The 26,329-nt window shown below is 45.8% G+C and carries 18 protein-coding genes, 3 tRNA genes and 3 rRNA genes; 17 read left to right on the top strand and 7 right to left on the bottom strand.

The window, feature by feature from the left end:
* Positions 1–17: 17 nt before the first annotated feature.
* From NQ564_RS13305 to NQ564_RS13295, 3 genes are all read left to right on the top strand, one after another.
* Complete coding sequence (locus NQ564_RS13305; RefSeq protein ID WP_039848012.1) at positions 18–1,235, top strand: glycosyltransferase WbsX family protein; 1,218 nt, start codon at positions 18–20, stop codon at positions 1,233–1,235.
* Positions 1,236–1,249: 14 nt separating this feature from the next.
* A complete protein-coding gene (locus tag NQ564_RS13300; RefSeq protein WP_394358194.1) occupies positions 1,250–2,446 on the top strand; it encodes a glycosyltransferase WbsX family protein in 1,197 nt (398 codons plus the stop codon).
* Positions 2,447–2,730: 284 nt separating this feature from the next.
* Positions 2,731–3,102 carry a hypothetical protein gene (locus NQ564_RS13295; RefSeq protein ID WP_008145916.1) on the top strand — a complete coding sequence of 124 codons (372 nt, stop codon included), beginning with the start codon at positions 2,731–2,733 and terminating at the stop codon, positions 3,100–3,102.
* Between the two features lie 58 nt (positions 3,103–3,160).
* On the opposite strand, the gene NQ564_RS13290 is transcribed toward NQ564_RS13295, so the two are convergent.
* Positions 3,161–4,450: a 3-keto-disaccharide hydrolase gene (locus NQ564_RS13290; protein WP_008145915.1), complete on the bottom strand. Its 1,290-nt coding sequence runs from the start codon at positions 4,448–4,450 to the stop codon at positions 3,161–3,163.
* A 569-nt stretch (positions 4,451–5,019) separates the two neighbouring features.
* On the opposite strand from NQ564_RS13290, the gene NQ564_RS13285 reads away from it, so the two are divergent.
* The 11 genes from NQ564_RS13285 to der all read left to right on the top strand — a co-directional run bounded on the left by NQ564_RS13285 (position 5,020) and on the right by der (position 15,966).
* Positions 5,020–6,550, top strand: a 16S ribosomal RNA gene (locus tag NQ564_RS13285).
* A gap of 156 nt (positions 6,551–6,706) precedes the next feature.
* Positions 6,707–6,783: transfer RNA gene (locus NQ564_RS13280), tRNA-Ile, on the top strand.
* Between the two features lie 77 nt (positions 6,784–6,860).
* Positions 6,861–6,934 (top strand) — tRNA-Ala (locus NQ564_RS13275).
* Between the two features lie 190 nt (positions 6,935–7,124).
* Positions 7,125–10,001, top strand: a 23S ribosomal RNA gene (locus NQ564_RS13270).
* Positions 10,002–10,114: 113 nt separating this feature from the next.
* Positions 10,115–10,225, top strand: a 5S ribosomal RNA gene (rrf, locus tag NQ564_RS13265).
* Together the 16S, 23S and 5S rRNA genes with 2 tRNA genes alongside form the textbook arrangement of a ribosomal RNA operon.
* 383 nt (positions 10,226–10,608) lie before the next feature.
* Positions 10,609–11,766 (top strand): sensor histidine kinase, encoded by a 1,158-nt coding sequence (locus NQ564_RS13260; RefSeq protein ID WP_008156849.1) that lies wholly within the window; start codon positions 10,609–10,611, stop codon positions 11,764–11,766.
* 88 nt (positions 11,767–11,854) lie between these two features.
* Positions 11,855–12,442, top strand: coding sequence for a YceD family protein (locus NQ564_RS13255; protein ID WP_008150068.1), 588 nt, complete (start codon positions 11,855–11,857; stop codon positions 12,440–12,442).
* A 12-nt stretch (positions 12,443–12,454) separates the two neighbouring features.
* Positions 12,455–12,640, top strand: a complete 186-nt coding sequence (gene rpmF, locus NQ564_RS13250; RefSeq protein WP_005634607.1) for a 50S ribosomal protein L32 — start codon at positions 12,455–12,457, stop codon at positions 12,638–12,640.
* Between the two features lie 105 nt (positions 12,641–12,745).
* On the top strand, positions 12,746–13,750 hold the full coding sequence (locus NQ564_RS13245; protein WP_008150065.1) for a beta-ketoacyl-ACP synthase III: 1,005 nt from the start codon (positions 12,746–12,748) through the stop codon (positions 13,748–13,750).
* Positions 13,734–14,624 carry a GTPase Era gene (era, locus tag NQ564_RS13240; protein ID WP_008150064.1) on the top strand — a complete coding sequence of 297 codons (891 nt, stop codon included), beginning with the start codon at positions 13,734–13,736 and terminating at the stop codon, positions 14,622–14,624. Before NQ564_RS13245 ends, era begins: the two co-directional genes overlap by 17 nt.
* A 28-nt stretch (positions 14,625–14,652) precedes the next feature.
* The gene (gene der, locus NQ564_RS13235; RefSeq protein WP_008150062.1) at positions 14,653–15,966 is read left to right on the top strand and encodes a ribosome biogenesis GTPase Der; all 1,314 of its coding nucleotides are present in this window, start codon (positions 14,653–14,655) and stop codon (positions 15,964–15,966) included.
* Between the two features lie 41 nt (positions 15,967–16,007).
* On the opposite strand, the gene NQ564_RS13230 is transcribed toward der, so the two are convergent.
* The 5 genes from NQ564_RS13230 to NQ564_RS13210 form a co-directional block, all read right to left on the bottom strand.
* A tRNA-Val gene (locus NQ564_RS13230) sits at positions 16,008–16,082 on the bottom strand.
* Positions 16,083–16,169: 87 nt separating this feature from the next.
* On the bottom strand, positions 16,170–17,945 hold the full coding sequence (locus NQ564_RS13225; RefSeq protein ID WP_008150060.1) for a DUF4091 domain-containing protein: 1,776 nt from the start codon (positions 17,943–17,945) through the stop codon (positions 16,170–16,172).
* A gap of 95 nt (positions 17,946–18,040) precedes the next feature.
* Positions 18,041–19,114, bottom strand: a complete 1,074-nt coding sequence (locus tag NQ564_RS13220) for a TIGR04133 family radical SAM/SPASM protein (RefSeq protein WP_008156851.1) — start codon at positions 19,112–19,114, stop codon at positions 18,041–18,043.
* On the bottom strand, positions 19,107–19,586 hold the full coding sequence (locus NQ564_RS13215) for a radical SAM-associated putative lipoprotein (RefSeq protein WP_008150056.1): 480 nt from the start codon (positions 19,584–19,586) through the stop codon (positions 19,107–19,109). Before NQ564_RS13215 ends, NQ564_RS13220 begins: the two co-directional genes overlap by 8 nt.
* A gap of 11 nt (positions 19,587–19,597) precedes the next feature.
* Positions 19,598–20,068 (bottom strand): radical SAM-associated putative lipoprotein, encoded by a 471-nt coding sequence (locus tag NQ564_RS13210; RefSeq protein ID WP_129650166.1) that lies wholly within the window; start codon positions 20,066–20,068, stop codon positions 19,598–19,600.
* A gap of 95 nt (positions 20,069–20,163) precedes the next feature.
* Between NQ564_RS13210 and NQ564_RS13205 the strand changes: the two genes are divergently transcribed.
* The 3 genes from NQ564_RS13205 (at position 20,164) to NQ564_RS13195 (ending at position 25,102) form a co-directional block, all read left to right on the top strand.
* Positions 20,164–20,313: a hypothetical protein gene (locus NQ564_RS13205; protein WP_217803718.1), complete on the top strand. Its 150-nt coding sequence runs from the start codon at positions 20,164–20,166 to the stop codon at positions 20,311–20,313.
* A 118-nt stretch (positions 20,314–20,431) separates the two neighbouring features.
* Positions 20,432–22,279 carry an ABC transporter ATP-binding protein gene (locus NQ564_RS13200; protein ID WP_008150046.1) on the top strand — a complete coding sequence of 616 codons (1,848 nt, stop codon included), beginning with the start codon at positions 20,432–20,434 and terminating at the stop codon, positions 22,277–22,279.
* 393 nt (positions 22,280–22,672) lie between these two features.
* Positions 22,673–25,102, top strand: a complete 2,430-nt coding sequence (locus NQ564_RS13195; RefSeq protein ID WP_008150045.1) for a glycoside hydrolase family 95 protein — start codon at positions 22,673–22,675, stop codon at positions 25,100–25,102.
* On the opposite strand, the gene NQ564_RS13190 is transcribed toward NQ564_RS13195, so the two are convergent.
* The gene (locus NQ564_RS13190; RefSeq protein WP_008150043.1) at positions 25,103–26,305 is read right to left on the bottom strand and encodes a porin; all 1,203 of its coding nucleotides are present in this window, start codon (positions 26,303–26,305) and stop codon (positions 25,103–25,105) included. It lies immediately after the preceding gene.
* Positions 26,306–26,329: the final 24 nt, after the last annotated feature.

Here is a 26,329-nt window from a genome sequence, read left to right as displayed (position 1 = left end):
TCATAAAATGTGATATTATGAAAAATAAATCGAGTTGGTTATTTTCTTGCATTGTGTGCATGTGTTTATTGATGTGTGGTTGCCTAAATGTACAGGCGGAAAAACATGAGAAAAATGAAGGTCATGCTAATACGGTTCCTGAATATTATGTGGCTGCTTATATCTGGCCTTCCTGCCACGACGATCCGATGGGACATGAAGTGCTATGGCCGGAAGGAACCGGAGAGTGGGAGATTATCAAAAAAGGAAATCCTCGCTTTGAAGGACATTATCAGCCGAAAGTACCTCTTTGGGGATATGAGTTGGACAATGATCCTAAGGTGATGGAGAAATGGATTGATGCAGCTACCGATCACGGTGTAAATACGTTTATATTCGATTGGTATTGGTTCAATGATGGCCCATTCCTGGAAGGTTGTTTGAACGATGGTTTCCTGAAAGCTAAAAATAATCATAAAATGAATTTCTATATCATGTGGGCTGATCATGATGTGGCACGGAACTATTGGAATGTACATCGTTACAAAGATGATAACTCCCGTTTATGGGATGGAGCGATTGATTGGGAGAATTTCCGTATAGTTGTGAAGCGTGTTATTGATCAGTATTTCAAACAACCGAATTATCTAAAATTAGATGGTAAGCCGGTATTTTCTGTCTTTAGCTTAGAGAACTTAATCAAGACATTTGGTAGTTTGGAGGAAACGCGTAAAGGATTGGACTATTTTGAAGAAGAGGTAAAAAAGGCTGGTTTTCCTGGTTTGCATATTCAATTGATGGCTGGAGGATTGCCTAATGAGTCCATATTAGAGCAGATTGAGGCTCTGAAAATTAATAGTCTGACACAATACAATTGGGGTGGTCCGCATCCTCAAGATTATGTGCAGTGGGGTACAGAATCTTTGGAACGTCTTCAAAAATGGGATGAAGCTGTTTCGATTCCATTTTTTCCGAATGCCTCCATCGGTTGGGACGATACGCCTCGTTTCCCTCATAAGACGCAGAAAGATGTCGTTCATCTCAATCAATCCCCGCAAAGTTTTGCTGCTTTTTTACAGAAAGCGAAAGAGTATTGTGACAAACATCCTGATCAACCGAAGCTGATTACGGTTTATGCTTGGAACGAATGGGTGGAAGGTGCCTATTTATTACCAGACATGAAGTACGGTTTTGGATATCTGGATGCTCTCAAGGATGTGATGGTTGAGGGAAAATATGAGAAATATACCAAATGAAAAATGACATGATTATGAATAGATTAAGTTTATTCTTATCTTATACTTTGTGTATTGGTCTGTTGCATAGTGATTTGTTGAATGCACAAATCAATGAAACAAGTAAAGATATTCCCGACTATTATGTCGCAGCTTATATTTGGCCTTCTTGCCATGATGATCCGATGGGACGTGAAGTTTTATGGCCGGAAGGAACTGGAGAATGGGAAGTCATAAAAAAGGGGAACGCACGCTTTGAGGGGCATTATCAGCCGAAAGTCCCTCTATGGGGATATGAGTTGGACAATGATCCCAAGGTAATGGAAAGATGGATAGATGCAGCTACCGACCATGGTGTGAATACATTTATCTTTGATTGGTATTGGTTTAATGATGGGCCGTTTTTAGAAAGTTGCCTGAATGATGGTTTTTTGAAAGCGAAAAACAATCGGAAGATGAACTTTTATATTATGTGGGCAGATCATGACGTAGCTCGTAATTATTGGAACGTTCATCGTTACAAAGATGATAATTCTCGCTTATGGAACGGAGCTATTAACTGGGAGAATTTCAGAATCGTAGTCAAACGTGTCATTGACCAGTATTTCAAACAACCGAACTATCTTAAATTAGAGGGTAAACCTGTGTTCTCTATTTTTAGTTTGGATAATTTGATCAAGACATTCGGTAATTTGGAAGAAACTCAAAAGGGATTGATCTATTTTGAAGAAGAGGTGAAAAAGGCTGGATTTCCTGGTTTACATCTTCAATTGATTGCAGGTGGTATGCCGCATGAAGCATTAATAAAGAAAATTGAAACATTGAAAATTAGTAGTTTGACGCAGTATGGCTGGAGTGCTCCTGTCTGTGAAGATTATATCCGATGGGGGACGCATACGTGGGAATATGTGCAAAAATGGGATGAAGCCGTGATGATTCCGTATTTCCCAAATGCCTCCATCGGTTGGGACGATACGCCTCGTTTTCCTCATAAGACGCGGAAAGATGTCGTGCATCTCAATCAATCTCCGCAAAGTTTCTCATCTTTTTTGCAAAAAGCGAAAGAGTATTGTGACAAACATCCTGATCAACCGAAACTGATTACGGTTTATGCTTGGAATGAATGGGTGGAAGGTGCTTATCTGCTGCCGGATATGAAATATGGTTTCGATTATCTGAATGCAGTAAAAGATGTGATGGTTGATGGCAAATATGAGAAATATACAAAATAGTTGATATTTGTTAGTTAATTTCTTAGTTCCCGTAACGCTATGGGTTAGTAGAGCTAAACATTGCATTACGGGAATTAGGGGTTTCACATCTTCCACACCCGGATATCTCATCTCCCTCCCCCCGGGCCTGAAGAAGCTTTTCAAGTTGTTTTACAAAAACTTTTTCATTGTTAAATACTAAAATAACATCAATTCGGGTTAAACCTTTCATTCGTTTCCAAGTCTTTTATCCAGAAGCGCTTCAAAAACAAATAAGTTTAATATTAATAACAGGTAATTAGTTTATGAAGAAGGTAATAGGATTGTGTTTGGTTCTCTTGATCAGTTCGGTTTCTGTTTTTGCTCAGGATGGCAAACGAAGAACAAAAAAGGGAGGTGATCCGGCACAACGTTGTGAGAAGATGATTACTGATCTGAAATTGAATGAAAAACAGGCTGTAGATTTCCGTAAGGTGGAAGCTGAGTTTAGAGATAAAATGAAAGCGGAAAGAAAACAGGCTGATTCGGATCGTCGGAAGATGCGCGAAAAGATGATAACTATGCGGAATGAGCGGGATGCGGAAATGAAAAAGATACTGACGGAGGATCAGTATAAACAATATCTTGAAAAGCAACGCTCCCAGTCTCCTCGTAAAGGACATGGCCGCAAGGGATGAAAAAACGACTCCCGTCTCATATGGTTGGAGACGGGAGTCATTTGTATGGAATAAGAATTTATAATGTTTTTATTTTCAGGTTTCTCCAAAGAACCTTGATACCGCCTCCATCATGGATTTGCAGGGCTATGCGTCCCTGTCCGGCTCCGATCTTTTCATCGTTGATGTTGACCATCTCTTGACCGTTCAACCAAGTTTGGACATTGTCTCCTTGTACTTTGATACGCATGGTATTCCAGTCACCTTCTTTCAGAATATTTTCTTTTTCATCCGGGATTTGGATCAACCAGCCGCGTCCGTATGATTCGTAGATGCCGCCTGTGTCATGGCCTTTGGGAGCTACTTCTACCTGCCAGCCGTTCACTTTAACATCTTCTTCGATAAAAGAGCGGATGAATACACCGGAGTTTCCGTCTGCTTCCTGTTTGAATTCAACCGTTAGGTCGAAGTCGTCATAGTAATCGCGTGTAGCCAGATAACCGTATTTTTTGTCCGGACCGCTTTCACAGATCAGTAAACCATCTTTTACATACCATTTTTCCGTGCCGTAGGCTTCCCATCCCTTCAAATCCGTACCGTTGAATAGTGTCACCTCTTTTGTTTTGCGGGGAAGTTCTTTAATCTTGATGTTGCGGAAAGAAGCAGGGTATCCGTGGTCTTGTAAGCAAAGGACACCTTTCTTGGCCAAGCCGTATTCTGGGGCATTTGCCCATTTACCACTGTTCTTTTTTGCATACCAATCATCGGTCCATGCTTCGAATTCCAGGATTTTGACTCCGTTCAACCAGTGTTCAACATGCCCATTATCGAATACGATCTTTGAATTGTTCCACTCTCCTTGTGGGTTTACTTTCATTTTTGCCTTGTCGGGGAGATGCATGGCGTAGTCTACGCCCAACTTCTGCCATTCTTCCAGAGGTTCGGGGAAGTTAGGTTCGTCTATTAACTGATATTCTGGTCCCGTGACATATGGAACGGCGAACTGAGGATGTTCGACTACATGGTATAGCATACCGCTGTTACCACCTTTGGACAATTTCCAGTCCCAAGATAATTCGAAGTTTTCATACTGCTTGTTGGTTACGATATAACCACTTGCGTCGCTACCGTCTCCTTTTGCCTGGATGCATCCGTCAACTACATGCCAGGGTTGCGTCAGGGTTGTTCCGTTGTAGTCTTTCCAGCCGTTCAATGTTTTACCGTCGAAGAGGAGTTGCCAGCCGTCTGCGATTTCTTCAGGCGTAAGTGTATTAGGTTCTACACTGGTGCACGAAGAAAATAAAGCCAATGACATAGCACAAGTGGCCAGAAAGCTAGTGGCTGTCGTTCTTTTCATTACTGATTCCATTTTAGAATTAAGTTTTTAGGTGAATAATTGATATGGTGACAAAGATACATTATACTAATGAGTTCCCCAATTCGTTACTATGATTTGAGAAATTTAAAAGTATACATGTCTTTTATCTGTGTGCCGTCTTTCCTTGTACATTATAATACCCATATGAAATCCTTGTGTATAGCCTGAAAACGGGAGTGTGGTAGAGAATAAAAAAGTTTTGTGTGTAACATTCAGTGGTTCAGAGATTAGAGTAAAGGTTTTACAAACGGGTTAAAAAATAGTTGCAAAAATGTTTGGTGAGTATGTTATAAAGCACTACTTTTGCATCCGCATTCGAGAGAGAACGCAGGTGCTTAAATGATGAAACAAAAAACTTTTGAAAAAGTTCCGATAAAATTTGGAAGTTAAAAATAAAAGTTCTTATCTTTGCACTCACGTTCGCTAAGAGATAGCGAAAAAAGTTCTTTGAAAATATTACATATCAACAAGTAGTACAAGAGACGTATATGAAATACGAAACATACCGTCAGTAACTACGATAAAGACGAGATTCTGAGCGAAGATATAAAACAATTTCAACAACGAAGAGTTTGATCCTGGCTCAGGATGAACGCTAGCGACAGGCTTAACACATGCAAGTCGAGGGGCAGCATGGTAAGTAGCAATACTTATTGATGGCGACCGGCGCACGGGTGAGTAACGCGTATGCAACTTACCTATCAGAGGGGGATAGCCCGGCGAAAGTCGGATTAATACTCCATAAAACAGGGGTTCCGCATGGGACTATTTGTTAAAGATTCATCGCTGATAGATAGGCATGCGTTCCATTAGGCAGTTGGCGGGGTAACGGCCCACCAAACCGACGATGGATAGGGGTTCTGAGAGGAAGGTCCCCCACATTGGTACTGAGACACGGACCAAACTCCTACGGGAGGCAGCAGTGAGGAATATTGGTCAATGGCCGAGAGGCTGAACCAGCCAAGTCGCGTGAAGGATGAAGGATCTATGGTTTGTAAACTTCTTTTATAGGGGAATAAAGTGTGGGACGTGTTCCATTTTGTATGTACCCTATGAATAAGCATCGGCTAACTCCGTGCCAGCAGCCGCGGTAATACGGAGGATGCGAGCGTTATCCGGATTTATTGGGTTTAAAGGGTGCGTAGGTGGTAATTTAAGTCAGCGGTGAAAGTTTGTGGCTCAACCATAAAATTGCCGTTGAAACTGGGTTACTTGAGTGTGTTTGAGGTAGGCGGAATGCGTGGTGTAGCGGTGAAATGCATAGATATCACGCAGAACTCCAATTGCGAAGGCAGCTTACTAAACCATAACTGACACTGAAGCACGAAAGCGTGGGTATCAAACAGGATTAGATACCCTGGTAGTCCACGCAGTAAACGATGATTACTAGGAGTTTGCGATACACAGTAAGCTCTACAGCGAAAGCGTTAAGTAATCCACCTGGGGAGTACGCCGGCAACGGTGAAACTCAAAGGAATTGACGGGGGCCCGCACAAGCGGAGGAACATGTGGTTTAATTCGATGATACGCGAGGAACCTTACCCGGGTTTGAACGTAGTCAGACCGACCTTGAAAGAGGTCTTCTAGCAATAGCTGATTACGAGGTGCTGCATGGTTGTCGTCAGCTCGTGCCGTGAGGTGTCGGCTTAAGTGCCATAACGAGCGCAACCCTTATCACTAGTTACTAACAGGTCGTGCTGAGGACTCTGGTGAGACTGCCAGCGTAAGCTGTGAGGAAGGTGGGGATGACGTCAAATCAGCACGGCCCTTACATCCGGGGCGACACACGTGTTACAATGGCATGGACAAAGGGCAGCTACCTGGCGACAGGATGCTAATCTCTAAACCATGTCTCAGTTCGGATCGGAGTCTGCAACTCGACTCCGTGAAGCTGGATTCGCTAGTAATCGCGCATCAGCCATGGCGCGGTGAATACGTTCCCGGGCCTTGTACACACCGCCCGTCAAGCCATGGGAGCCGGGGGTACCTGAAGTCCGTAACCGCAAGGATCGGCCTAGGGTAAAACTGGTGACTGGGGCTAAGTCGTAACAAGGTAGCCGTACCGGAAGGTGCGGCTGGAACACCTCCTTTCTGGAGCCAGAGTCTCATGAGAAAGTAGTAATTTCAATGAGGTATGTTATTCTCTGGTACTACGGTTGAATATGTATAAAATATGATCTTAACCGGGCATGCCGGTATAGAGAAAGATGAGGCTGAGGTATTTATCTCAGGCGCACAACAGTTGACAGTCCTATAGCTCAGTTGGTTAGAGCGCTACACTGATAATGTAGAGGTCGGCAGTTCAACTCTGCCTGGGACTACCAAACAGTTGACAGTTGAGAGTAAACAGTTGAAAGGTAAACAACTTTCCACTCTGCACTCTGCACTTTCAACTCTCTACGGGGGATTAGCTCAGCTGGCTAGAGCATCTGCCTTGCACGCAGAGGGTCAACGGTTCGAATCCGTTATTCTCCACACAAGATGAGTGATTATTGATTTATTAATTATTAATTATTCATTAAACATAAGATCTTTGACGTATTGGACAACTTCAAAAAAGTAAAGTAACAAAAAAAGTAAGAGCAAGCTAAAGATATATCAATCCGACACGCAAGATTAATTATTAATTGTTTAATTATTAATTTTGAAAACTGTGTCAGTGATAAAGAAAGTAAGCAAGGGCAGACGGTGGATGCCTTGGCTCTCGGAGGCGATGAAGGACGTGATAAGCTGCGATAAGCTTGGGGTAGGTGCAAATAACCTTTGATCCCAAGATTTCCGAATGGGGCAACCCGGCTGGTAGAAGGCCAGTCATTCCGTAAGGAAAGCGAACGTGGGGAACTGAAACATCTAAGTACCCATAGGAGAAGAAAACAAAAGTGATTCCGCAAGTAGTGGCGAGCGAACGCGGAACAGCCCAAACCGATGTTGTTTAGGCAATATCGGGGTTGTAGGACCACGCCATGGCAAGCGATTAAGGAAGTAGAACGTTTTGGAAAAAACGGCCGTAGACGGTGAAAGCCCAGTATACGACTCTTTAATGAAGCCTAGTGGTATCCTGAGTAGCGCGGAGCACGAGAAATTCTGTGTGAACCAGCGGGGCCCATCCCGTAAGGCTAAATACTCCCGAGAGACCGATAGCGAACCAGTACTGTGAAGGAAAGGTGAAAAGCACCTCGAACAGAGGAGTGAAATAGTCCCTGAAACCGTCTGCCTACAAGCGGTCGGAGCAATCTTTTGATTGTGACGGCGTGCCTTTTGCATAATGAACCTACGAGTTACTTTCTCCGGCAAGGTTAAGGACTTCAGGTCCGGAGCCGAAGCGAAAGCGAGTCTTAAAAGGGCGGTATAGTCGGAGTGAGTAGACGCGAAACCAAGTGATCTACCCTTGGTCAGGATGAAGGTTGGGTAACACCAACTGGAGGTCCGAATGGGTATACGTTGAAAAGTGTTCCAATGAACTGAGGGTAGGGGTGAAAGGCTAATCAAACTTGGAGATAGCTCGTACTCCCCGAAATGCATTTAGGTGCAGCCTTTATATAGTATATAATGAGGTAGAGCGACTGATTGGATGCGAGGGCTTCACCGCCTATCAAGTCCAGATAAACTCCGAATGCGTTATATATATTTATAAGGAGTGAGGGCGCGGGTGCTAAGGTCCGCGTCCGAGAGGAGAAGAATCCAGACCATCAGCTAAGGTCCCCAAATAACAGTTAAGTTGAACTAACGAAGTCAGACTGCAGAGACAGCTAGGATGTTGGCTTGGAAGCAGCCATTCATTTAAAGAGTGCGTAACAGCTCACTAGTCGAGGAGTCTGGCGTGGATAATACTCGGGCATAAACTGTTTACCGAAGCTATGGATCTCGTATGAGATGGTAGGGGAGCATTCCATGTACGTCGAAGGTGAGGGATGACCCTTGCTGGAGTGCATGGAAACGCAAATGTAGGTATAAGTAACGATAAAGGAGGTGAGAAACCTCCTCGCCGAAAGACTAAGGTTTCCTGATCAACGTTAATCGGATCAGGGTAAGTCGGGACCTAAGGATAAGCCGAACGGCGATTCCGATGGAAGAATGGTTTAATATTCCCATACTACTTTATGGAGCGATGTGGAGACGGAGAAGTGACAGTCCTGCCATCTGACGGAATAGATGGTTAAAGGGTGTAGATGTAGATCGAAGTAGGCAAATCCGCTTTGAGAGTCGAACCTGACAGTATGTCGCGTACTTGTACAAGGCAATATGGACGTAATCAGGCTCCCTAGAAAATCCGCTAAGCAAATTCATAAAGTACCCGTACCGTAAACGGACACACGTAGTTGGGTTGAAAATACTGAGGCGCTCGAGTGATTCACGGTTAAGGAACTAGGCAAATTGACCCTGTAACTTCGGGATAAAGGGTCCCTGCAGAGATGTGGGGCGCAGAGAATAGGTCCAGGCAACTGTTTAACAAAAACACATGGCTGTGCGAAATAGAAATATGAAGTATACAGCCTGACACCTGCCCGGTGCTGGAAGGTTAAGAGGAGAACTCATCGCAAGAGAAGGTTTGAATTGAAGCCCCAGTAAACGGCGGCCGTAACTATAACGGTCCTAAGGTAGCGAAATTCCTTGTCGGGTAAGTTCCGACCTGCACGAATGGTGTAATGATCTGGACACTGTCTCAACCGTGAGCTCGGTGAAATTGTAGTATCGGTGAAGATGCCGATTACCCGCGATGGGACGAAAAGACCCCGTGAACCTTTACTATAGCTTTACATTGAATTTGGGCAACTAATGTGTAGGATAGGCCGGAGACTATGAAGCAGGCACGCCAGTGTTTGTGGAGTCGTCGTTGAAATACGGCCCTTTGGTTGTTTGAGTTCTAACTCGCAGAAGCGAGGACACTGTATGGTGGGTAGTTTGACTGGGGTGGTCGCCTCCAAAAGAGTAACGGAGGCTTCTAAAGGTACCCTCAGACCGATTGGTAACCGGTCGTAGAGTGTAATGGCATAAGGGTGCTTGACTGGGAGGCCTACAAGCCGATCAGGTAGGAAACTAGAGCATAGTGATCCGGTGGTTCCGCATGGAAGGGCCATCGCTCAAAGGATAAAAGGTACTCCGGGGATAACAGGCTGATCGCTCCCAAGAGCTCATATCGACGGAGCGGTTTGGCACCTCGATGTCGGCTCGTCACATCCTGGGGCTGGAGAAGGTCCCAAGGGTTGGGCTGTTCGCCCATTAAAGTGGCACGCGAGCTGGGTTCAGAACGTCGTGAGACAGTTCGGTCTCTATCTATCGTGGGCGTAGGATATTTGAGGGGCTCTGACACTAGTACGAGAGGACCGTGTTGGACAGACCACTGGTTTACCGGTTGTACCGCCAGGTGCACCGCCGGGTATCTAAGTCTGGATTGGATAAGTGCTGAAAGCATCTAAGTACGAAGCCAGCCTCAAGATGAGATATCCCTGAGGGTCGTTGTAGACTACGACGTAGATAGGCTACAGGTGTAAGGGCAGTAATGTCGAAGCCGAGTAGTACTAATCGCCCGAGACTTTCGTATCATGTATAGGATTGATATATCGCTTAGGACGATCCGAAGTTGGGTCGTTAGCTCAGGAGTTATGTAGCTTAACTTGGGGTTGTCCGGTCAAAAATCTTAATATAAAAAGTTATTAAGGTGGTTATAGCGTTGGGGATCCACCTCTTCCCATTCCGAACAGAGAAGTTAAGCCCAACCACGTCGATGGTACTGCGTAAAAGTGGGAGAGTAGATAGCCGCCGTTTTTAGAAAGTAGAGTTAAAGAGCTCAAAAGAGAAAAGGAGTTAGTCGTAAGACTGGCTCCTTTTTCTGTTTCTGCTTTTTCGATTAAACTTCTGCCGGAAAAGACTTCACGGGAAGAACGGATATTTTCATGTGGAAGATGTGTCGTGTTATTGGGGTAAGATGATACTTCTTATCGCGTAGGGGGGACATGCTTCCGCTTTCTTATTTCATTTAGGAAAGGATATTGATCTTGAAGGGGTTCCACCCGAAGGAATTGGGCCTTTCTTTAGGCGTAAGCCGAAATTTTGTGTAAGTTTGACTTGTAAGATGTCCAATACGTCCTCTCCTAGTATAATATTCCTTTATCTTTCTCGTTCAATATATATTGACTGAATATTTCGATATGAAAAGTATATATGATTCCCGCCAACGGCTGAAGTTTGTATTTATTTTTACAGCTATCTTGATCGCGATTGCTTCACTTGTTGTTTCTGATATGCTTATAAAAGATCTGGCTCAGGAAGAGCGTCAGAAAATGGAAGTATGGGCGGAGGCTACCCGTTTGACAGCAAGTAAGAATACGGCAGTGGATTTGTCTCTTGTTTTGAAAATCTTGGAGGGAAATACGACCATCCCAGTTGTACTTTGTAATGATAAAGACAGCATCATGTTTGTAAAGAATATAAATTTTCCCGAAAATAATGATGTGGAAGAATTTAAGAAAGCGAAAGTAAAGGAGCTGAAAAGCAAAAATACGATTGTGATCGATATGGAGGATGGAACTTTCCAATATGTCTATTATGATGACTCTATCATCTTAAAGCGATTGTTGATTTATCCTTATGCGCAGCTTACGGTTGTATTCGTTTTTATCGTGATTGCTTTTCTGGCGCTAGCAAGCACGAAGAAGGCCGAACAGAATAAAGTGTGGGTCGGACTATCCAAAGAGACAGCTCATCAGTTAGGAACGCCTATTTCGTCTTTGATAGCCTGGGTGGAATACCTGCGGACAAAAGATATAGATCCTTCCCTCTTGAACGAGATGGAAAAAGATGTGAAGCGTTTGGAAACGATTGCGGAGCGTTTTTCCAAGATCGGTTCCAATCCGGATCCGGTCCCGGTGGATATCAATAATTCTATCCGTTCGGCCTTGAGCTATATGAGCACACGTATCTCTGCGAAGGTCAAGATTTATACGCATCTTACCGATGGGCCGGTACCGGTGCTGATGAATGATTCTCTTTTTGCTTGGGTTATTGAGAATCTGACAAAAAATGCGGTAGATGCAATGGAAGGGCAGGGTGAAATCACTTTCCAGGTGGAGGAACGTGACAAAGTTGTTCGTATCGATGTTACCGATACTGGAAAGGGAATCGCTAAGTCTAAGTTTAAAACCGTATTTAACCCTGGCTATACGACCAAGAAGCGCGGTTGGGGACTGGGATTGTCTTTGGTAAAGCGTATTATCGAATCTTATCATGGAGGAAAGATCTTTGTTAAGAATTCGGAAGTTGGTAAAGGTACAACTTTCCGGATTGAGCTTCGGAAATATAAGGGCTAAAATCTTAGATAATAAAAAATAACTGCAAAGTTATTGCATTTGTGTTTAGTTTTTTCGTACCTTTGCAAGGTTTTTACACTAAAAGGCTTTGGGAAAGTTTAAATTATATAATGTAGATTTGAAAAATCTCACTCCAGGGATACACGAATTTGAGTATTTATTGGAGAATAAGTTTTTTGTGGACATCGATGGAGACCAAGTCCAAAAGGGCAAAGTGAAGGTTCACCTCACGGTAAAACGGTCCTCTATGATGTTTGAAATGAACTTTCAGATTGAAGGTGTTGTTATGGTTCCGTGTGACAGATGTCTGGACGATATGGAAATTCCAATCGACACGCATAATCGCCTGGTGGTAAAGTTCGGTAAAGAATATGCCGAAGAAAGTGACGAAGTAGTGGTTATACCGGAAGACGAGGGTGCTATTAACCTTGCGTGGTTTCTGTATGAATTTATTGCATTGGCTATTCCTATGAAGCATGTACATGCTCCAGGGAAATGTAATAAAACGATGTCGTCCAAGCTGAAGAAGCATACTGCCAGAAGCACTGAAGACGGAGATGAAGAGTACGAAGACGATAGCGTGGAAGAAGATATCACGATCGATGATGACGTACCTGTGGCAACAGATCCGAGATGGGATGGTCTGAAAGGTTTACTTGAGAATGATAACAATTAAATAAATTAAAACATGGCACATCCTAAAAGAAGACAAGGTAAGACAAGAACAGCCAAGAGAAGAACTCATGACAAGGCTGTCGCTCCCACAATGGCTATTTGCCCGAACTGCGGCGCATGGCACATTTATCACACTGTATGCGGCGAATGCGGCTATTACAGAGGTAAGTTAGCTATCGAAAAAGAAGCTGCTGTGTAAGTTTATCCTAACTGATTAAGTTTTGATAAACCAAGAAATAGCCCTAAAAGTATTTTTAGGGCTTTTTTTTAATTGGGATATATAGTCCTTTTTATTTTTTAAGATATGGATAAGATAAATGCGGTAATAACAGGCGTAGGCGGATACGTTCCCGAAGATGTATTGACGAACGAAGATATTTCGAAGTTGGTGGATACGACGGATGAATGGATCATGACGCGTGTTGGCATCAAAGAACGCCGAATTTTGAAAGGTGAGGGCCTGGGAACCTCATATATGGGTATACGGGCTGTGAAGCAGTTACTCGAAAAGACAAATGTGAATCCGGAAGAAATAGAAGTGATCCTCACGGCTACAACTACGCCTGACCATCATTTCCCGACTACTTCCTCCATCATAGCCTACCATACTGGTTGCAAGAATGCAATGACTTTCGATTTGCAGGGAGCTTGTGCCGGTTTTTTGTATGCACTGGAAACAGGTTCCAATTATATCCGTTCGGGACGCTATAAAAAAGTGATTGTCGTTGCCGGTGATAAAATGACCGCAATAACAGACTATCAGGATCGTTCTACCTGTCCTTTGTTTGGCGATGCCTGCGGAGCTGTGTTGCTCGAACCTACGACAGAAGAAGTTGGTGTAATGGATACAATCCTGCGTACCGATGGTGTAGGTTATTCACATCTGATTATGAAATCCGGTGGTTCAGCCTATCCTCCTTCACATGAGACAGTGGATAATCGCGAACATTTCGTTTTTCAGGATGGTAAATATGTCTTTAAGTACGCAGTGTCGTATATGGCCGATGTCGCTGCCGAGATCGCTGAACGAAATGGGCTGACACACGACGATATCTCATGGATCGTACCTCACCAGGCAAATCTGCGTATCATCGATGCTACAGCTAAACGTCTAGGTGTGGATATGGAAAAGGTAATGATCAATATCCAGAAATACGGAAATACCAGTGCCGGAACAATTCCTATCTGCCTTTGGGAGTGGGAAGACAAACTGAAGAAAGGCGATAATTTGATTCTTGCTGCTTTTGGCGCCGGTTTTACCTGGGGGGCAATTTATCTTAAATGGGGATATAATGGAAAACAAGCATAAGTCCGGCTTTGTTAATATTGTCGGTAATCCGAACGTCGGAAAGTCTACGTTGATGAACCGTCTGGTGGGAGAGCGTATCTCGATCATCACTTCGAAAGCTCAGACAACACGGCACCGAATCATAGGGATCGTGAATACCGCTGATATGCAGATTGTGTATTCTGACACGCCGGGAGTCCTGCATCCGAATTATAAGTTGCAGGAATCTATGCTTAACTTCTCGCAGTCGGCACTTGGTGATGCCGATGTACTGCTTTATGTAACTGATGTCGTCGAAAAGATCGACAAGAATGAAGAATTTCTCCAGAAGGTCCAGAAAGTGGAATGTCCGGTTTTGTTATTGATTAACAAGATTGATACGACTACCCAGCAGGAGTTGGAAAAGTTGGTAGCCGAATGGAAAGAACTTCTTCCGAAAGCCGAGATCATCCCGATCTCTGCTCTTTCGAATTTTAATATAGATTACGTGAAACGCAGGGTGGAAGATCTGATGCCTGAATCTCCTCCCTATTTCGAGAAAGATGCGCTTACTGATAAGCCGGCCCGTTTCTTTGTGACGGAGATCATTCGCGAGAAGATTCTCCTGTACTACCAGAAAGAGATCCCGTATGCGGTAGAAGTCGTTGTTGAGCTGTTTAAAGAAGAAGCCGAGCTGATTCATATCAAAGCACTCGTTATTGTTGAACGCGATTCCCAAAAAGGAATCATCATCGGGCATCGTGGTCAGGCATTGAAAAAGGTAGGTGCTATGGCTCGTAAGGATATCGAACGCTTCTTTGATAAGAAGGTTTTCCTGGAAATGTTCGTCAAAGTGGAAAAAGACTGGCGTAATCGGGACAATATGCTGAAGAACTTCGGTTATCAGCTGGATTAATTAACAGCACAGACAGAAAAAGTTGTTTATGGGAAATATTGTTGCAATAGTTGGTAGACCCAACGTAGGAAAGTCCACCCTCTTCAACCGTTTGACACAGACGCGCCAGGCGATTGTCAACGAGGAAGCAGGCACTACCCGTGACCGTCAGTACGGCAAGGTAGAGTGGACGAGTAAAGAATTTTCGCTGATCGACACCGGCGGATGGGTGATTAATTCGGATGATGTTTTTGAAGAAGAGATAAACAAGCAAGTGAAAATCGCTCTTGAAGAGGCTGATGTGATCTTGTTTGTTGTTGATGTGTTGAATGGAGTTACGGATTTGGATAACGAAGTTGCAGCTATCCTGCGTCGTGCCAAGAAGCCAGTGATTGTTGTGGCCAACAAAGCGGATAACTTCGAATTGCATCCCTCTTCTGCCGAATTTTATTCTTTTGGATTAGGTGATCCTTTCTGTGTCTCTGCCATCAACGGTTCTTGTACGGGCGATTTGTTGGATAAAATCGTTGCTACTCTTCCGGATGATAAGCCGGAGGTACTCGAAGAAGAACTGCCCCGTATCGCCATCATCGGCCGTCCGAATGCTGGTAAATCTTCTTTGATCAACGCCTTTATCGGTGAAGATCGCCATATTGTAACGGATATTGCCGGTACGACCCGTGATTCTATTTACACGAAATATAATAAATTTGGCCTGAATTTCTATTTGGTGGATACAGCCGGTATTCGTAAGAAGGGAAAGGTGAACGAGGATCTGGAATATTATTCCGTGATCCGTTCGATCCGTGCTATCGAGAATTCGGATGTCTGCGTGTTGATGCTGGATGCCACCCGCGGCATTGAAAGCCAGGATTTGAACATCTTCTCTTTGGTTCAGAAGAACAAGAAAGGCTTGGTCGTTTGTGTGAACAAATGGGATTTGGTGGAAGATAAAAGCCAAAAGGTGATCGATACCTTTATGAATGCGATCCGCGAACGTTTGGCTCCGTTTACCGACTTTCCTATCCTGTTTATCTCTGCCTTGACGAAACAGCGTATCCTGAAGGTATTGGAAACAGCCAAAGATGTGTATGAAAACCGTCAGCGCCGTGTTCCGACTGCCAAGTTGAACGAAACGATGTTGCCGATCATCGAGAACTATCCACCCCCTGCATGGAAAGGAAAATATATTAAGATCAAATATATCACACAGCTTCCCGCCGGTCAGGTTCCTTCGTTTGTGTTTTTCTGTAACTTGCCGCAATGGATCAAAGATCCTTACAAACGCTTCCTGGAAAATAAGATCCGGGAAAACTGGAACTTCACAGGAACACCGATTAATGTATTTATTCGGGAAAAGTAAAGTGAAAAAAAATGCGCCGGTTGGCGCTTTATTACGGAGTGTGAACCGTGCCGGATTCGAACCGGCGACCTCTGCCCTGTCAAGGCAGCGCTCTAAACCAGCTGAGCTAACGGTTCCGATGCTGTAAAGATAAAAGGAATCCCCGGGAGTCATGCACTCTCCGGGGATTTTTTTATGTTTTTTTATTTTTAAACGGCTGAAGTTTACAGCGAGTTCAGTAATTTATTTAATTCGTTTACCATTTCAGCTGCTGACTGTTGAGTTTCAGACAGGCCTTCCGGGGTGAATTTGGCAACTGCTTTGTTCAGTTTGTCTAGTTTACCTTTTGCTCCTTTGGCCGTTAGCTCTTCGCGGAGGATGCGGATCTTTTCGCAATCCTGGATACCTTCGACCAAGCGTTCGAAGCGGATGGAACTGCGGGGACCCGGATAGATACTGTATGTGTCGCCTGCTGCCCAGGTACGGAAGCGTGAATCACGCAGTGGATCGGCTGTCCAGCTGTTCACAGCCCAGCGCAGGTATCCGTCGTAGTCTCCGGCGATGGCATGTAGGGCTGTCCAAGGTGCTTCGGCCGGATCAGAGAAAGTGAAGGTGTTCGGGAAGGCTTCCGAGCAACAGGTGTAGACCGTGCTGATCTGTCCTTTGCGTTCTCGTTCGGCTTTCACGTCTTCCGGGAATTTATGGCCGTAAGGGATGGAGAGGTAGTACAGGTCGGATTGAATTTCAGGATGATAGTTGCCAGCCAGTGTGATTTTGAATTCGGGATCGGCCTGTTTGATGACTTTGATAGCTTCGCGCATGGCTTCCATAGGACGTTCGTCCATCGAGATGGCAGTCTTTTCGAACCAACCTTTTTCGCGCAGGTGGCGGGAGAAGTCTTTCAGGAATGAACCCCAGTATTCGGTATATTCGGCATCACCCGGTTTGACGTTGATAAACTGTACCCGGCTGGTTGCTTCATCGTAATAGTCAAAAGTCAAAGCCCAGGGGATCATGGTGTAGCAACTGATCAGGTCTTTGATCCCTACCTCGTTCATCATGAAGGAGACCCATTTGTCGAACACGTCATAGCTGTATACCCATGTCCCGTCGATCTTCTTGATGCGGGTTACCATGCTGTCGAAATGGTCTTCCGTCTGTCCGGCCCAGGGCTTATGCATGATGCTGGTTGTGATGGCTCGTTGTCCGGCATTTGCCAACATCTTCATGATTGGAAGCATGGCGTCGAAATGCTCCTTGCTCCAAAGAGGAACCTGGTAGTAGCGAGCTACGGAGTAGGGATTTTGCCACAAGTCCAAATGGAAAGCCCAATCTTGTGGAGCCGGCAGTGTACGGTTAAGCACGTCGATCTCTACCTGGAGTTTCATATCCTGGAAATTCTTTCCCGAAACGGTCAATGTCCCTTTGTATTTCCCTGCGCGGGCATCGGATGGAACCCATACGTTCAACCAGATCGGTTGCGTCGTGCAGGCTTTGATATCCTGTATCTTTACAATATCCAAAACATCGGCAACGAGGGATGAATCCCATTCAGCCTTATTCGGACGATGTCCGCAACCTCCTTTGCGATCCTTGTTCAGTTCGTCGGTCATGACATAGCGTACGAAATTTGTCGTAATGGCAGAAGCCGGGATGACAGAAGAACCGCTTTTCAGATCACTGACAGTGATCGTTGCGTCGTCCAACGCTTCTTTCGTCCACAGCACGGCTTGTGCATTGATACGTTCACCTTTCCAAGCTTTTCCTTGCCAGCGGGTGGTCTTCTTAACATCGGGGACATTCAGTTTTTGGTAGCGGATATCCGTTGTTCCCCAGCTGAGGCAAGTTGGCGTTGTCATTTTGTTCCAGACTTCCATGCCGTCGTGTGGCTTGGTGTCTGTGAGTTCCTCATAATTGCCCAAAGGATATTTTTCTGTCTGTTGAGCTTGGCAGACCGGCCCTAATGTCAGCAAGGCCGATAGGATAAGAGCATTTTTCATGAAATGATTGATGTTTTTTAGTTTACGTGGGTAAAGATAGGAAACAATTGACAATTGACAATTAGGGAGGGAAAGAAACTGTCAATTGTCCATTGTTAATTGTCAATTCTCCGATAGTGGCAGGTGATCAGGTTGCCGTTATCGTCGTGGAGATGCATGCCGCTCCCTTCGCAATAGCGGAACATGTCGCAATCTGCACACTGGCCTTTCCGTGTCCATTCCCGGTTGCGGTATTCCTTGAAGCCGTTGTTCCATACATCTACAAAACTGTCTTTGTAGATATTCCCCTGGTGGAAATTGGCACGGATACTCGGACAGCCGGATATAGATCCGTCGATCAGTACCGATGCAGTGCTGACACCTGCATTGCAGTGAAAAATCTGGTCGCGTACTTCTCCTTCGTAATTGCCGAGGAAACCTTCGCAGGCGAAGCTCGCATGTATTTTTCCTTCAGCGCGGCAGTGGCGGATGAATTTGAGGACCCAGGTGAATTGTGCGTCGTCGATCTGCAACTCCGGTGTCTCTGCCGCCCGACCCACCGGAAAAATGGTGAAGATACGCCAGTTCTTGACTCCCAACTCGATCAGAAAATCCTTGAACAGCATTAGATCTTTGAAGTTTTTCTGGTTGACGCAGGTCACGACATCCCAGGTGACTTCCTTCTCTTCCGCCAGCATCGCGATGGCGTTGACAGCACCTTCGAAGCTCCGGCGGTTTCCCCTGAGCCAGTTGTGAGCTTCTTCGAACCCGTCGAGGCTGATGGTGATGGAGTGCATTCCGGCTGCCAACAGCGAATCCAGCCGTGCACGGTTGAGCAGCAATCCGTTGGAGACGATTCCCCAGGGATATTCACGTCTGTTCAGTTCACGTCCGCATTCTTCGATATCTTTACGGACCAATGCTTCTCCGCCTGTAAAGGTGATCATTACCTTATGCGGATCAACATGGGGCGTGATCTCGTCTATTACTTTCAGGAAATCTTCGACCGGCATGTCAGGATGCTCGGACGAAACATGGCAGTCACTTCCACAATGGAGGCAGGATGCATTGCAACGAAGCGTACACTCCCAAAAGAGCGTACGCAGTTCATGTATCTTGGCCCGGTTTTTCCGGATGCTTCTGAATAGTTCTAATGCAAGGCGTTTGCGTAATCCGGGGCGTTTATTCATTCTTTATCTTCTTTTTGAGGTTGAAGTTTATTTCTTTTTCGACGGTGCCTCTATACCAGCCATCTCTTCCTTTATAATCATTGTCGGAAAGAGTAAGGTCCGTAGAATCCTTTTCGTATGAACCGTTCTGGGGGCCGTCGATGTCTGTAGCTATGATCCGCAATTTGTCGGTTGGAAATTCTTCAAACTGATAAGTGAAAGTCCCTGCAGAACTTGTCGAAACAGCCGGTATCGTGTCGAACCAACTTCTGTTATCGCCATGATGTTCTACCAGGCATTTTATTTCAATATCCGGGATAGGCATGCTTTCATCGTTTACAACTTTACCTTTGATTGTAAAATTGGCATGAGGGGTGCCATACATGAGAGGGAGTTCTTCTTCGTCATTACAGGCGGAGAATCCCAATAGCGCCAATATCCCGCCCAGTAACCAGTTGGCAACTTTCAATAATTTGTGATTCGGATTTTTCATAAGATAATCGTTTATTTCTTTATTTCTTCTTTCTTTTCTTTAAGCACGATAGTGATTTCCTTTGTTGCTTCTCCCAGATACCATCCGCCGTCTCCTCCTGTCACATCCACATCTTTGAAAGATACCGATACGCTGTTCGGAGCATAACTGCCTCCATTCTGCTCCCCATCGATATCTGTGAGTAGGAGCGGAATGTTGTCGCTTCTGAAGAAACCGTTGAATGAGTAGTTGAACTCTCCTTTGCTATCGGTATATAGTGTGTCTGCATGAGGGATATCCTCTCCGTAAGGTGAACGAATTTGGATTTGCGGAATGGGGGAATTGCTTTCATTTGTTACTTTTCCTTTGATCGTGAACTTTGAATGAGGAGTACCGTACATATCGGTCGATACTTGATCGCATGAGGAGAACCCCAGTAGAGCAAGTAGGCCGGTTAATAGCCAATTGACACTTTTCAGGATGGAGGTAGAGATCTTTTTCATACTTTTATAGCATTTGTTTATACTATATTGATGCAAATATAACTTTTATTGTTGCATCTTTTATCATTTTCTTTCGGATCCGTTATTTTTTTTCGATGGGATCAATTCGTTGTTCGGATACAATCTATAAGTTGTCCGCCGGGAGGCGAACGATTGTCCGTTGGTTGGCGAACGATCGTCCTCCAGCCAGCGAACGATCGTTCGCCGCCCGACGGACAACATCTGAAAGCAAGCATCAGCCCTAAAAGAATAGGACGGACGGGCTTAAAGAATAAGGATGGACGAAATAAAGTACAGCGAGGATGCCTGGAATCAGCCGGATATTGAGTAACTTGCGGCCCAAATTCAATCGATCGATCAAACATGAAGGATTTTCTGCGTATACTGAGGCGCTTTGTGCCTCCCTATAAGAAATTTATGGTGTGGAATGTGATATTTAACGTCCTGTCTGCCATTTTGAATCTATTCTCTTTTGCATTAATTATCCCGATTCTGAATATCTTGTTTAAAATCAGTGACGAAACCTATACCTATACGGATTGGACGTTCGCTCCTTTCTCGTTTGAAGCCTGGAAAGCGACGCCGGAATTGCTGAAAAATAATTTCTTCTGGTTCGTGTCCGACATGATCGAGACGAAAGGTGGTTCTTTCACACTGATCATATTGGGCGTTTTCCTGATCGTCTCCACTTTCCTGAAGGTCGGGACGATGTATATGGCTTTTTATACGATGATCCCGATCCGTACGGGTGTCGTCCGCGACATCCGCAACCAGATCAACCGTAAGATAACGGAACTCCCTTTGGGCTTTTTCTCGGAAGAACGAAAAGGGGATATAATCGCCCGTGTTTCGGGAGATGTGAACGAGATCGAAACTTCTATCATGAGTTCGCTCGATATGCTTTTCAAGAACCCGATCCTGATCCTGATCTACCTGATCGGTATGATCGCTATCAGTTGGCAGTTGACACTTTTTGTTTTTATCTTGTTACCTTTTGCCGGATATGTGATGGGGGCAGTTGGGAAGAAGTTGAAACGGAAATCGTTTGAGGGGCAGCAACAATGGGGCTATCTGATGAGCCAGATAGAGGAGACGTTGGGTGGCTTGCGTGTAATCAAGGCTTTCAATGCGGAGGAGAAGATTCAGGACCGTTTTGAGAGGAGCAACGAAACATTTCGCCGGCTGACGAACCGCATTTACCGCCGCCAGCAGATGGCGCATCCGATGAGCGAGTTCTTGGGAACGGCCACGATCGCGATCGTGCTGTGGTATGGTGGTACGCTGATCCTGAGCAGTAACAGTCCGATCGACGCCTCTACTTTCATCTACTACCTGGTGATTTTTTACAGTATAATCAATCCGGCGAAGGATCTGAGCAAGGCCTCTTATGCCATTCAGAAGGGGCTGGCCTCTATGGATCGTGTGGATAAGATCCTGAAGGCGGAAAGTGATATCAACGATCCTGAAAATCCGAAATCGATTGCTTTGACGGAAAGTATTTGTTACCGGGATGTCTGGTTCAAATATCAGCATGAATGGGTACTGAAAGGTATTGATCTGACGATTCCGAAAGGACGCACGGTCGCATTGGTCGGTCAGTCGGGTTCGGGAAAGAGTACGCTGGTGGATTTGCTGCCTCGTTTCTATGATGTGGACAAAGGAAGCATAACGATTGACGGCACGGATGTGCGTGACGCGACTTTGTATGATCTGCGCAGCCTGATGGGAAATGTTAACCAGGAAGCGATTCTTTTTAACGATACGTTCTTTAATAATATTTCTTTCGGTGTGGAAGGAGCTACGCTTGAACAGGTCCAGGAGGCGGCCCGTATCGCCAACGCGCATGATTTTATCATGGCGAGTGAGAATGGATATGATACCAATATCGGCGACCGAGGCGGCAAGTTGTCGGGGGGACAGCGCCAGCGTATCAGCATTGCACGTGCGATCTTGAAGAATCCGCCGATCTTGATTCTCGACGAAGCGACTTCGGCGCTCGATACCGAGTCGGAACGTTTGGTGCAAGAGGCTTTGGAGAACCTGATGCGTAACCGTACGACGATCGTGATTGCACATCGGCTCTCAACGATTCGTAATGCGGACGAGATTTGTGTGATGCATGAAGGGGAAATTGTGGAGCGTGGACGGCATGAGAAGCTGATTGGGCTGGATGGCTATTATAAGAAGCTTTGCGATATGCAAAGTTTCTGACGTTACTTTTCTCTTGAAAGAAAAGTAACCAAAAGTTCAAGGCTTAATCGTCTGGGCTACTCCAGTCAAAGACTCCGCTGTCGCCTGCGAAACTCGCTTCGCTCAGACAGCGCAGGCTCCTGCCGCTTCGTCTTTGCCCTTCGCTTGACGCCCATCCCCAAAGAGCCGTCAGGCTCTACTTCCGGCCTAAGCTGGTGAGCGTTAAGCGCAGTGACCGCAGTGAGCGTCCGGAGCGTCTGCTGTTTGAGCGAAGCGAGTTTCAGACGCGACAGCAAACGAAGGGAACGGAGTAGCGAAGCAGCTTAAGCCTTGATTTTTTGGTTACTTTTGGATCAAGCCAAAAGTAACAGATTAAACAGAAAACCGATTATTAATTATTAATATTTTAATGCCATGAAACTAAAATGTCTATCATTCGTATTGCTGATCCTTGCAGGATGCAATATGCCGGAAGTGAAGACGGGCAAATCGTTGTCTTATCATTTCGATGCTCCGGCCGAGATATGGGAAGAGACGCTTCCATTGGGTAACGGACGCCTTGGATTGATGCCGGACGGAGGTGTCGATACTGAAAAGATTGTTTTGAATGAAATCTCCATGTGGTCGGGCAGTAAGCAGGATACGGATAACCCGCAGGCATATTACTCGTTGGGTACGATCCGTAAACTTCTGTTCGAAGGACGTAACGACGAGGCACAGGAACTGATGTACAATACTTTTGTCTGCAAGGGCGAAGGGAGTGCATTGGGGCAGGGCGCAAACGCTCCTTATGGCAGTTACCAACTATTGGGTAACCTTGTTCTGAATTACGATTATCAAGGCAGCTCCGATTCGATCTCTGGATATAGGCGTGAATTGAATCTTGATAACGCGATTGCAACCGCTTCTTTTAGAAGAGGTAAGGTGAAGTATGACCGTGAAGTCTTTACCTCTTTTGCCGATGATTTGGGAGTGATCCACCTGACTGCCGACGCGGATAAGGCACTGAATTTCTCGTTTGGTATGAACCGTCCTGAGCACTATAAGGTGACAGCCGACGGTAATGACCTTCTGATGCAAGGACAACTGCCCGACGGTGTCGATACACTTGAAATGAAAGGTCTTCGCTATGCGTCGCGCGTTCGTGTCGTCCTGCCGAAAGGAGGAAATGTGATTCCGGGTGATTCGACTGTTACCATACGAAATGCCTCCGAAGCGATCCTGCTGGTGAGCATGGCAACCGATTATTTCGATAAGGATTTGGACGAGAAGGTCGCTTCCCTGTTGGCTAATGCCGAAAAGAAAGATTTCGCCTCTTTGAAGAAAGGACATATTGCCGCTTACCGTTCCCTGTTCGGCCGTGTGGACTTGGATTTGGGGCATTCTTCCCGTGAGGACCTGCCGATAGATGAGCGCCTTGCCACTTTCAATGCTGATCCGGACGATCCTTCTTTAGGGGCACTCTATTTCCAGTTCGGCCGCTATCTGCTGATCTCTTCTACCCGTGTAGGGCTGTTACCTCCTAACTTGCAGGGATTGTGGTGCAATACGGTCAATACGCCCTGGAACGGCGACTATCATTTGAATATCAATCTTCAGATGAATCATTGGCCGGCTGAGGTGGCGAATCTTTCCGAGCTCCATCTTCCGCTTGTAGAATGGACGAAACAGCAGGTTGCCAGCGGTGAACAGACGGCTAAAGCCTATTATAATGCCGGAGGATGGGTGACGCATATCTTAGGAAACGTCTGGGAGTTCACCGCACCGGGAGAACATCCGTCATGGGGAGCGACCAATACTTCTGCCGCCTGGCTTTGCGAACACCTGTACATGCATTATCTCTATACGTTGGATAAGGAATATCTGAAAGATGTATATCCAGTGTTGAAAGGAGCTTCCCGGTTCTTCGTGGATATGTTGGTGGAAGATCCGCGCAACAAATATCTGGTGACGGCTCCGACGACTTCGCCTGAAAACGGGTATAAGCTGCCGAACGGCAAGACGGCGCATATCTGTGCCGGTTCGACCATGGACAACCAGATCGTCCGCGAACTGTTCACCAATACGATCGAAGCCGCCAATATCTTAGGAATCGACTCTGCCTTTGCCGGCGAACTGGTCGCCAAACGTGCCCGCCTGATGCCGACGACAATCGGCAAGGACGGTCGTATTATGGAGTGGCTCGAACCGTTTGAGGAGGTGGAACCGCATCATCGCCACGTCTCCCATCTTTACGGTTTGTATCCGGGTAATGAGATATCGATAAAGCATACACCTGAGCTTGCCGAGGCAGCCCGCAAGTCACTTGTGGCCCGTGGCGATAAGAGTACGGGATGGTCGATGGCCTGGAAAATTAATTTCTGGGCGCGTTTGCACGATGGCGACCATGCTTATAAGTTGCTTGTCGACCTGCTCCGTCCGTGTGTGGACCGTAAAACGAATATGACGAATGGAGGCGGGACATATCCGAACCTGTTCTGTGCACATCCTCCTTTCCAGATAGATGGTAATTTTGGCGGTTGTGCCGGTATTGCCGAAATGCTGGTACAGAGCCAGACGGGAGAAATCGAACTGCTTCCCGCTCTGCCTTCCGCCTGGAAAAACGGCAGCTTCAAAGGTTTGAAAGTTCGTGGAGGCGGTGAAGTGTCTGCCAAATGGAAAGAAGGGCGGTTAACGGAAGCCGGTTTGAAAGCCCTGGTTCCCGGTTCGTTCCGCATCAAACTCCCGGCCGATTCGGCAAATATGAGCATCAAGATCAATCAAAAAGCCGTATCTCTCCCTGTCTCTGACGGCATATTGGAAGTAGCATTGCAGGCCGGGGATCAGTTGGCGCTGATGTTTTAATCAATACAAAGGCAACTTGTATATGAACCCTACCGACAAGCGCTGTGTGTTTTCAATGGAGGCACCCAGCGCTTTTGCTTTTTCCGTCAGCTTGTAAGAGCGGGCTGTTCCTGTCAGGAAGATATGCAGGTTTTCATCTGCCATCGGATAGAATTCGAGACCGGCCTGCAAGCCCCATGCCGTGCGGTATTTCCCGTTAGGGAGTTCTCCCTCTTCATCTCCCGTTTTATAGACCGAACCAGTCTCGTACATGCCTTTGGCAAAGGCATTCCATTTCGGATGGAAGCGGTAATTCATCTCCGCCACGAGTGAAAGATACTGGACATTACGCAAGCAGACCGGTCCTTCCTCATTCTCGCCGGACGGAGGAACCAGCTCGGTCAGGATACCTAACGGATCGAGCGAGCCGCGCGTGTACATCACATCGAAGTAGCCGTCGAACGGACCGGTACAAACGTTGTGTCCGGCCCATGCCATATACATCCATTTCCCTTTAGCCTGTTCTCCGGCCGTTGCGGAATAGCGGAGGTTTAGAACCTCGTCCAGATAACAGCTGTTCCAGTTAAACGTGTAGAAAAGTGGAGCGCGTGGCTTTTCAATTCCGGCGGGAAGCAGGCCGTAAGCATCCTCCATGCTCCCGATACGGTTGTCGGTAACCTGCACACGAAGCTCTTGCGAAACTACCGGTTGGTAGGCAAACGTGACTCCGGTGAAATAGCAATCCATGTATTCGTTCATGTCGCTGTATTCGTATATCGCATACGGGTCAAGGTCATATTCGAACCCTCCCCAGGCAGCATCCTGTTTCCCTAAAGTAACTGTGAATTTGTCGTTGAGGCGGTAGCCGATCATGGCATATTCGATCGATTCTGGCAGGTTTTCCAGATCCATGCCTTCATTCCCTTGGTTGAGGTTCTGGCGGTACCAGTAGAAAAGCCGGTCGTTTACTTCACCGGTCGCTTCGAGCTTGATGTGGTTGAAACGGAAAGCGGCTTCATCCAGCTTGTGTCCGGTGAAGAAAGTATTGAAAGAAGCATGCATTTCCAGATCCAGGTTGAATACATTATTGCGCTTGGGAATCTTCGTTGCATATTCAAACAGAGAAATATCGGAGGAATCTCGTTCGGGAATAAATGATTGCGCCTGTACGGGAACAGTGCATAAAAAGCAGGCTGACAGCCAGAATGCCGTTAGTCGTTTCATTGTTGATTACGATTATGTTTGATT

The organism is Parabacteroides johnsonii DSM 18315, assembly GCF_025151045.1.
In the GTDB taxonomy this organism is placed as follows: domain Bacteria; phylum Bacteroidota; class Bacteroidia; order Bacteroidales; family Tannerellaceae; genus Parabacteroides; species Parabacteroides johnsonii.
Note: the sequence above shows the minus strand (reverse complement) of the source record. Positions and strands in the feature narration are given on the sequence as shown.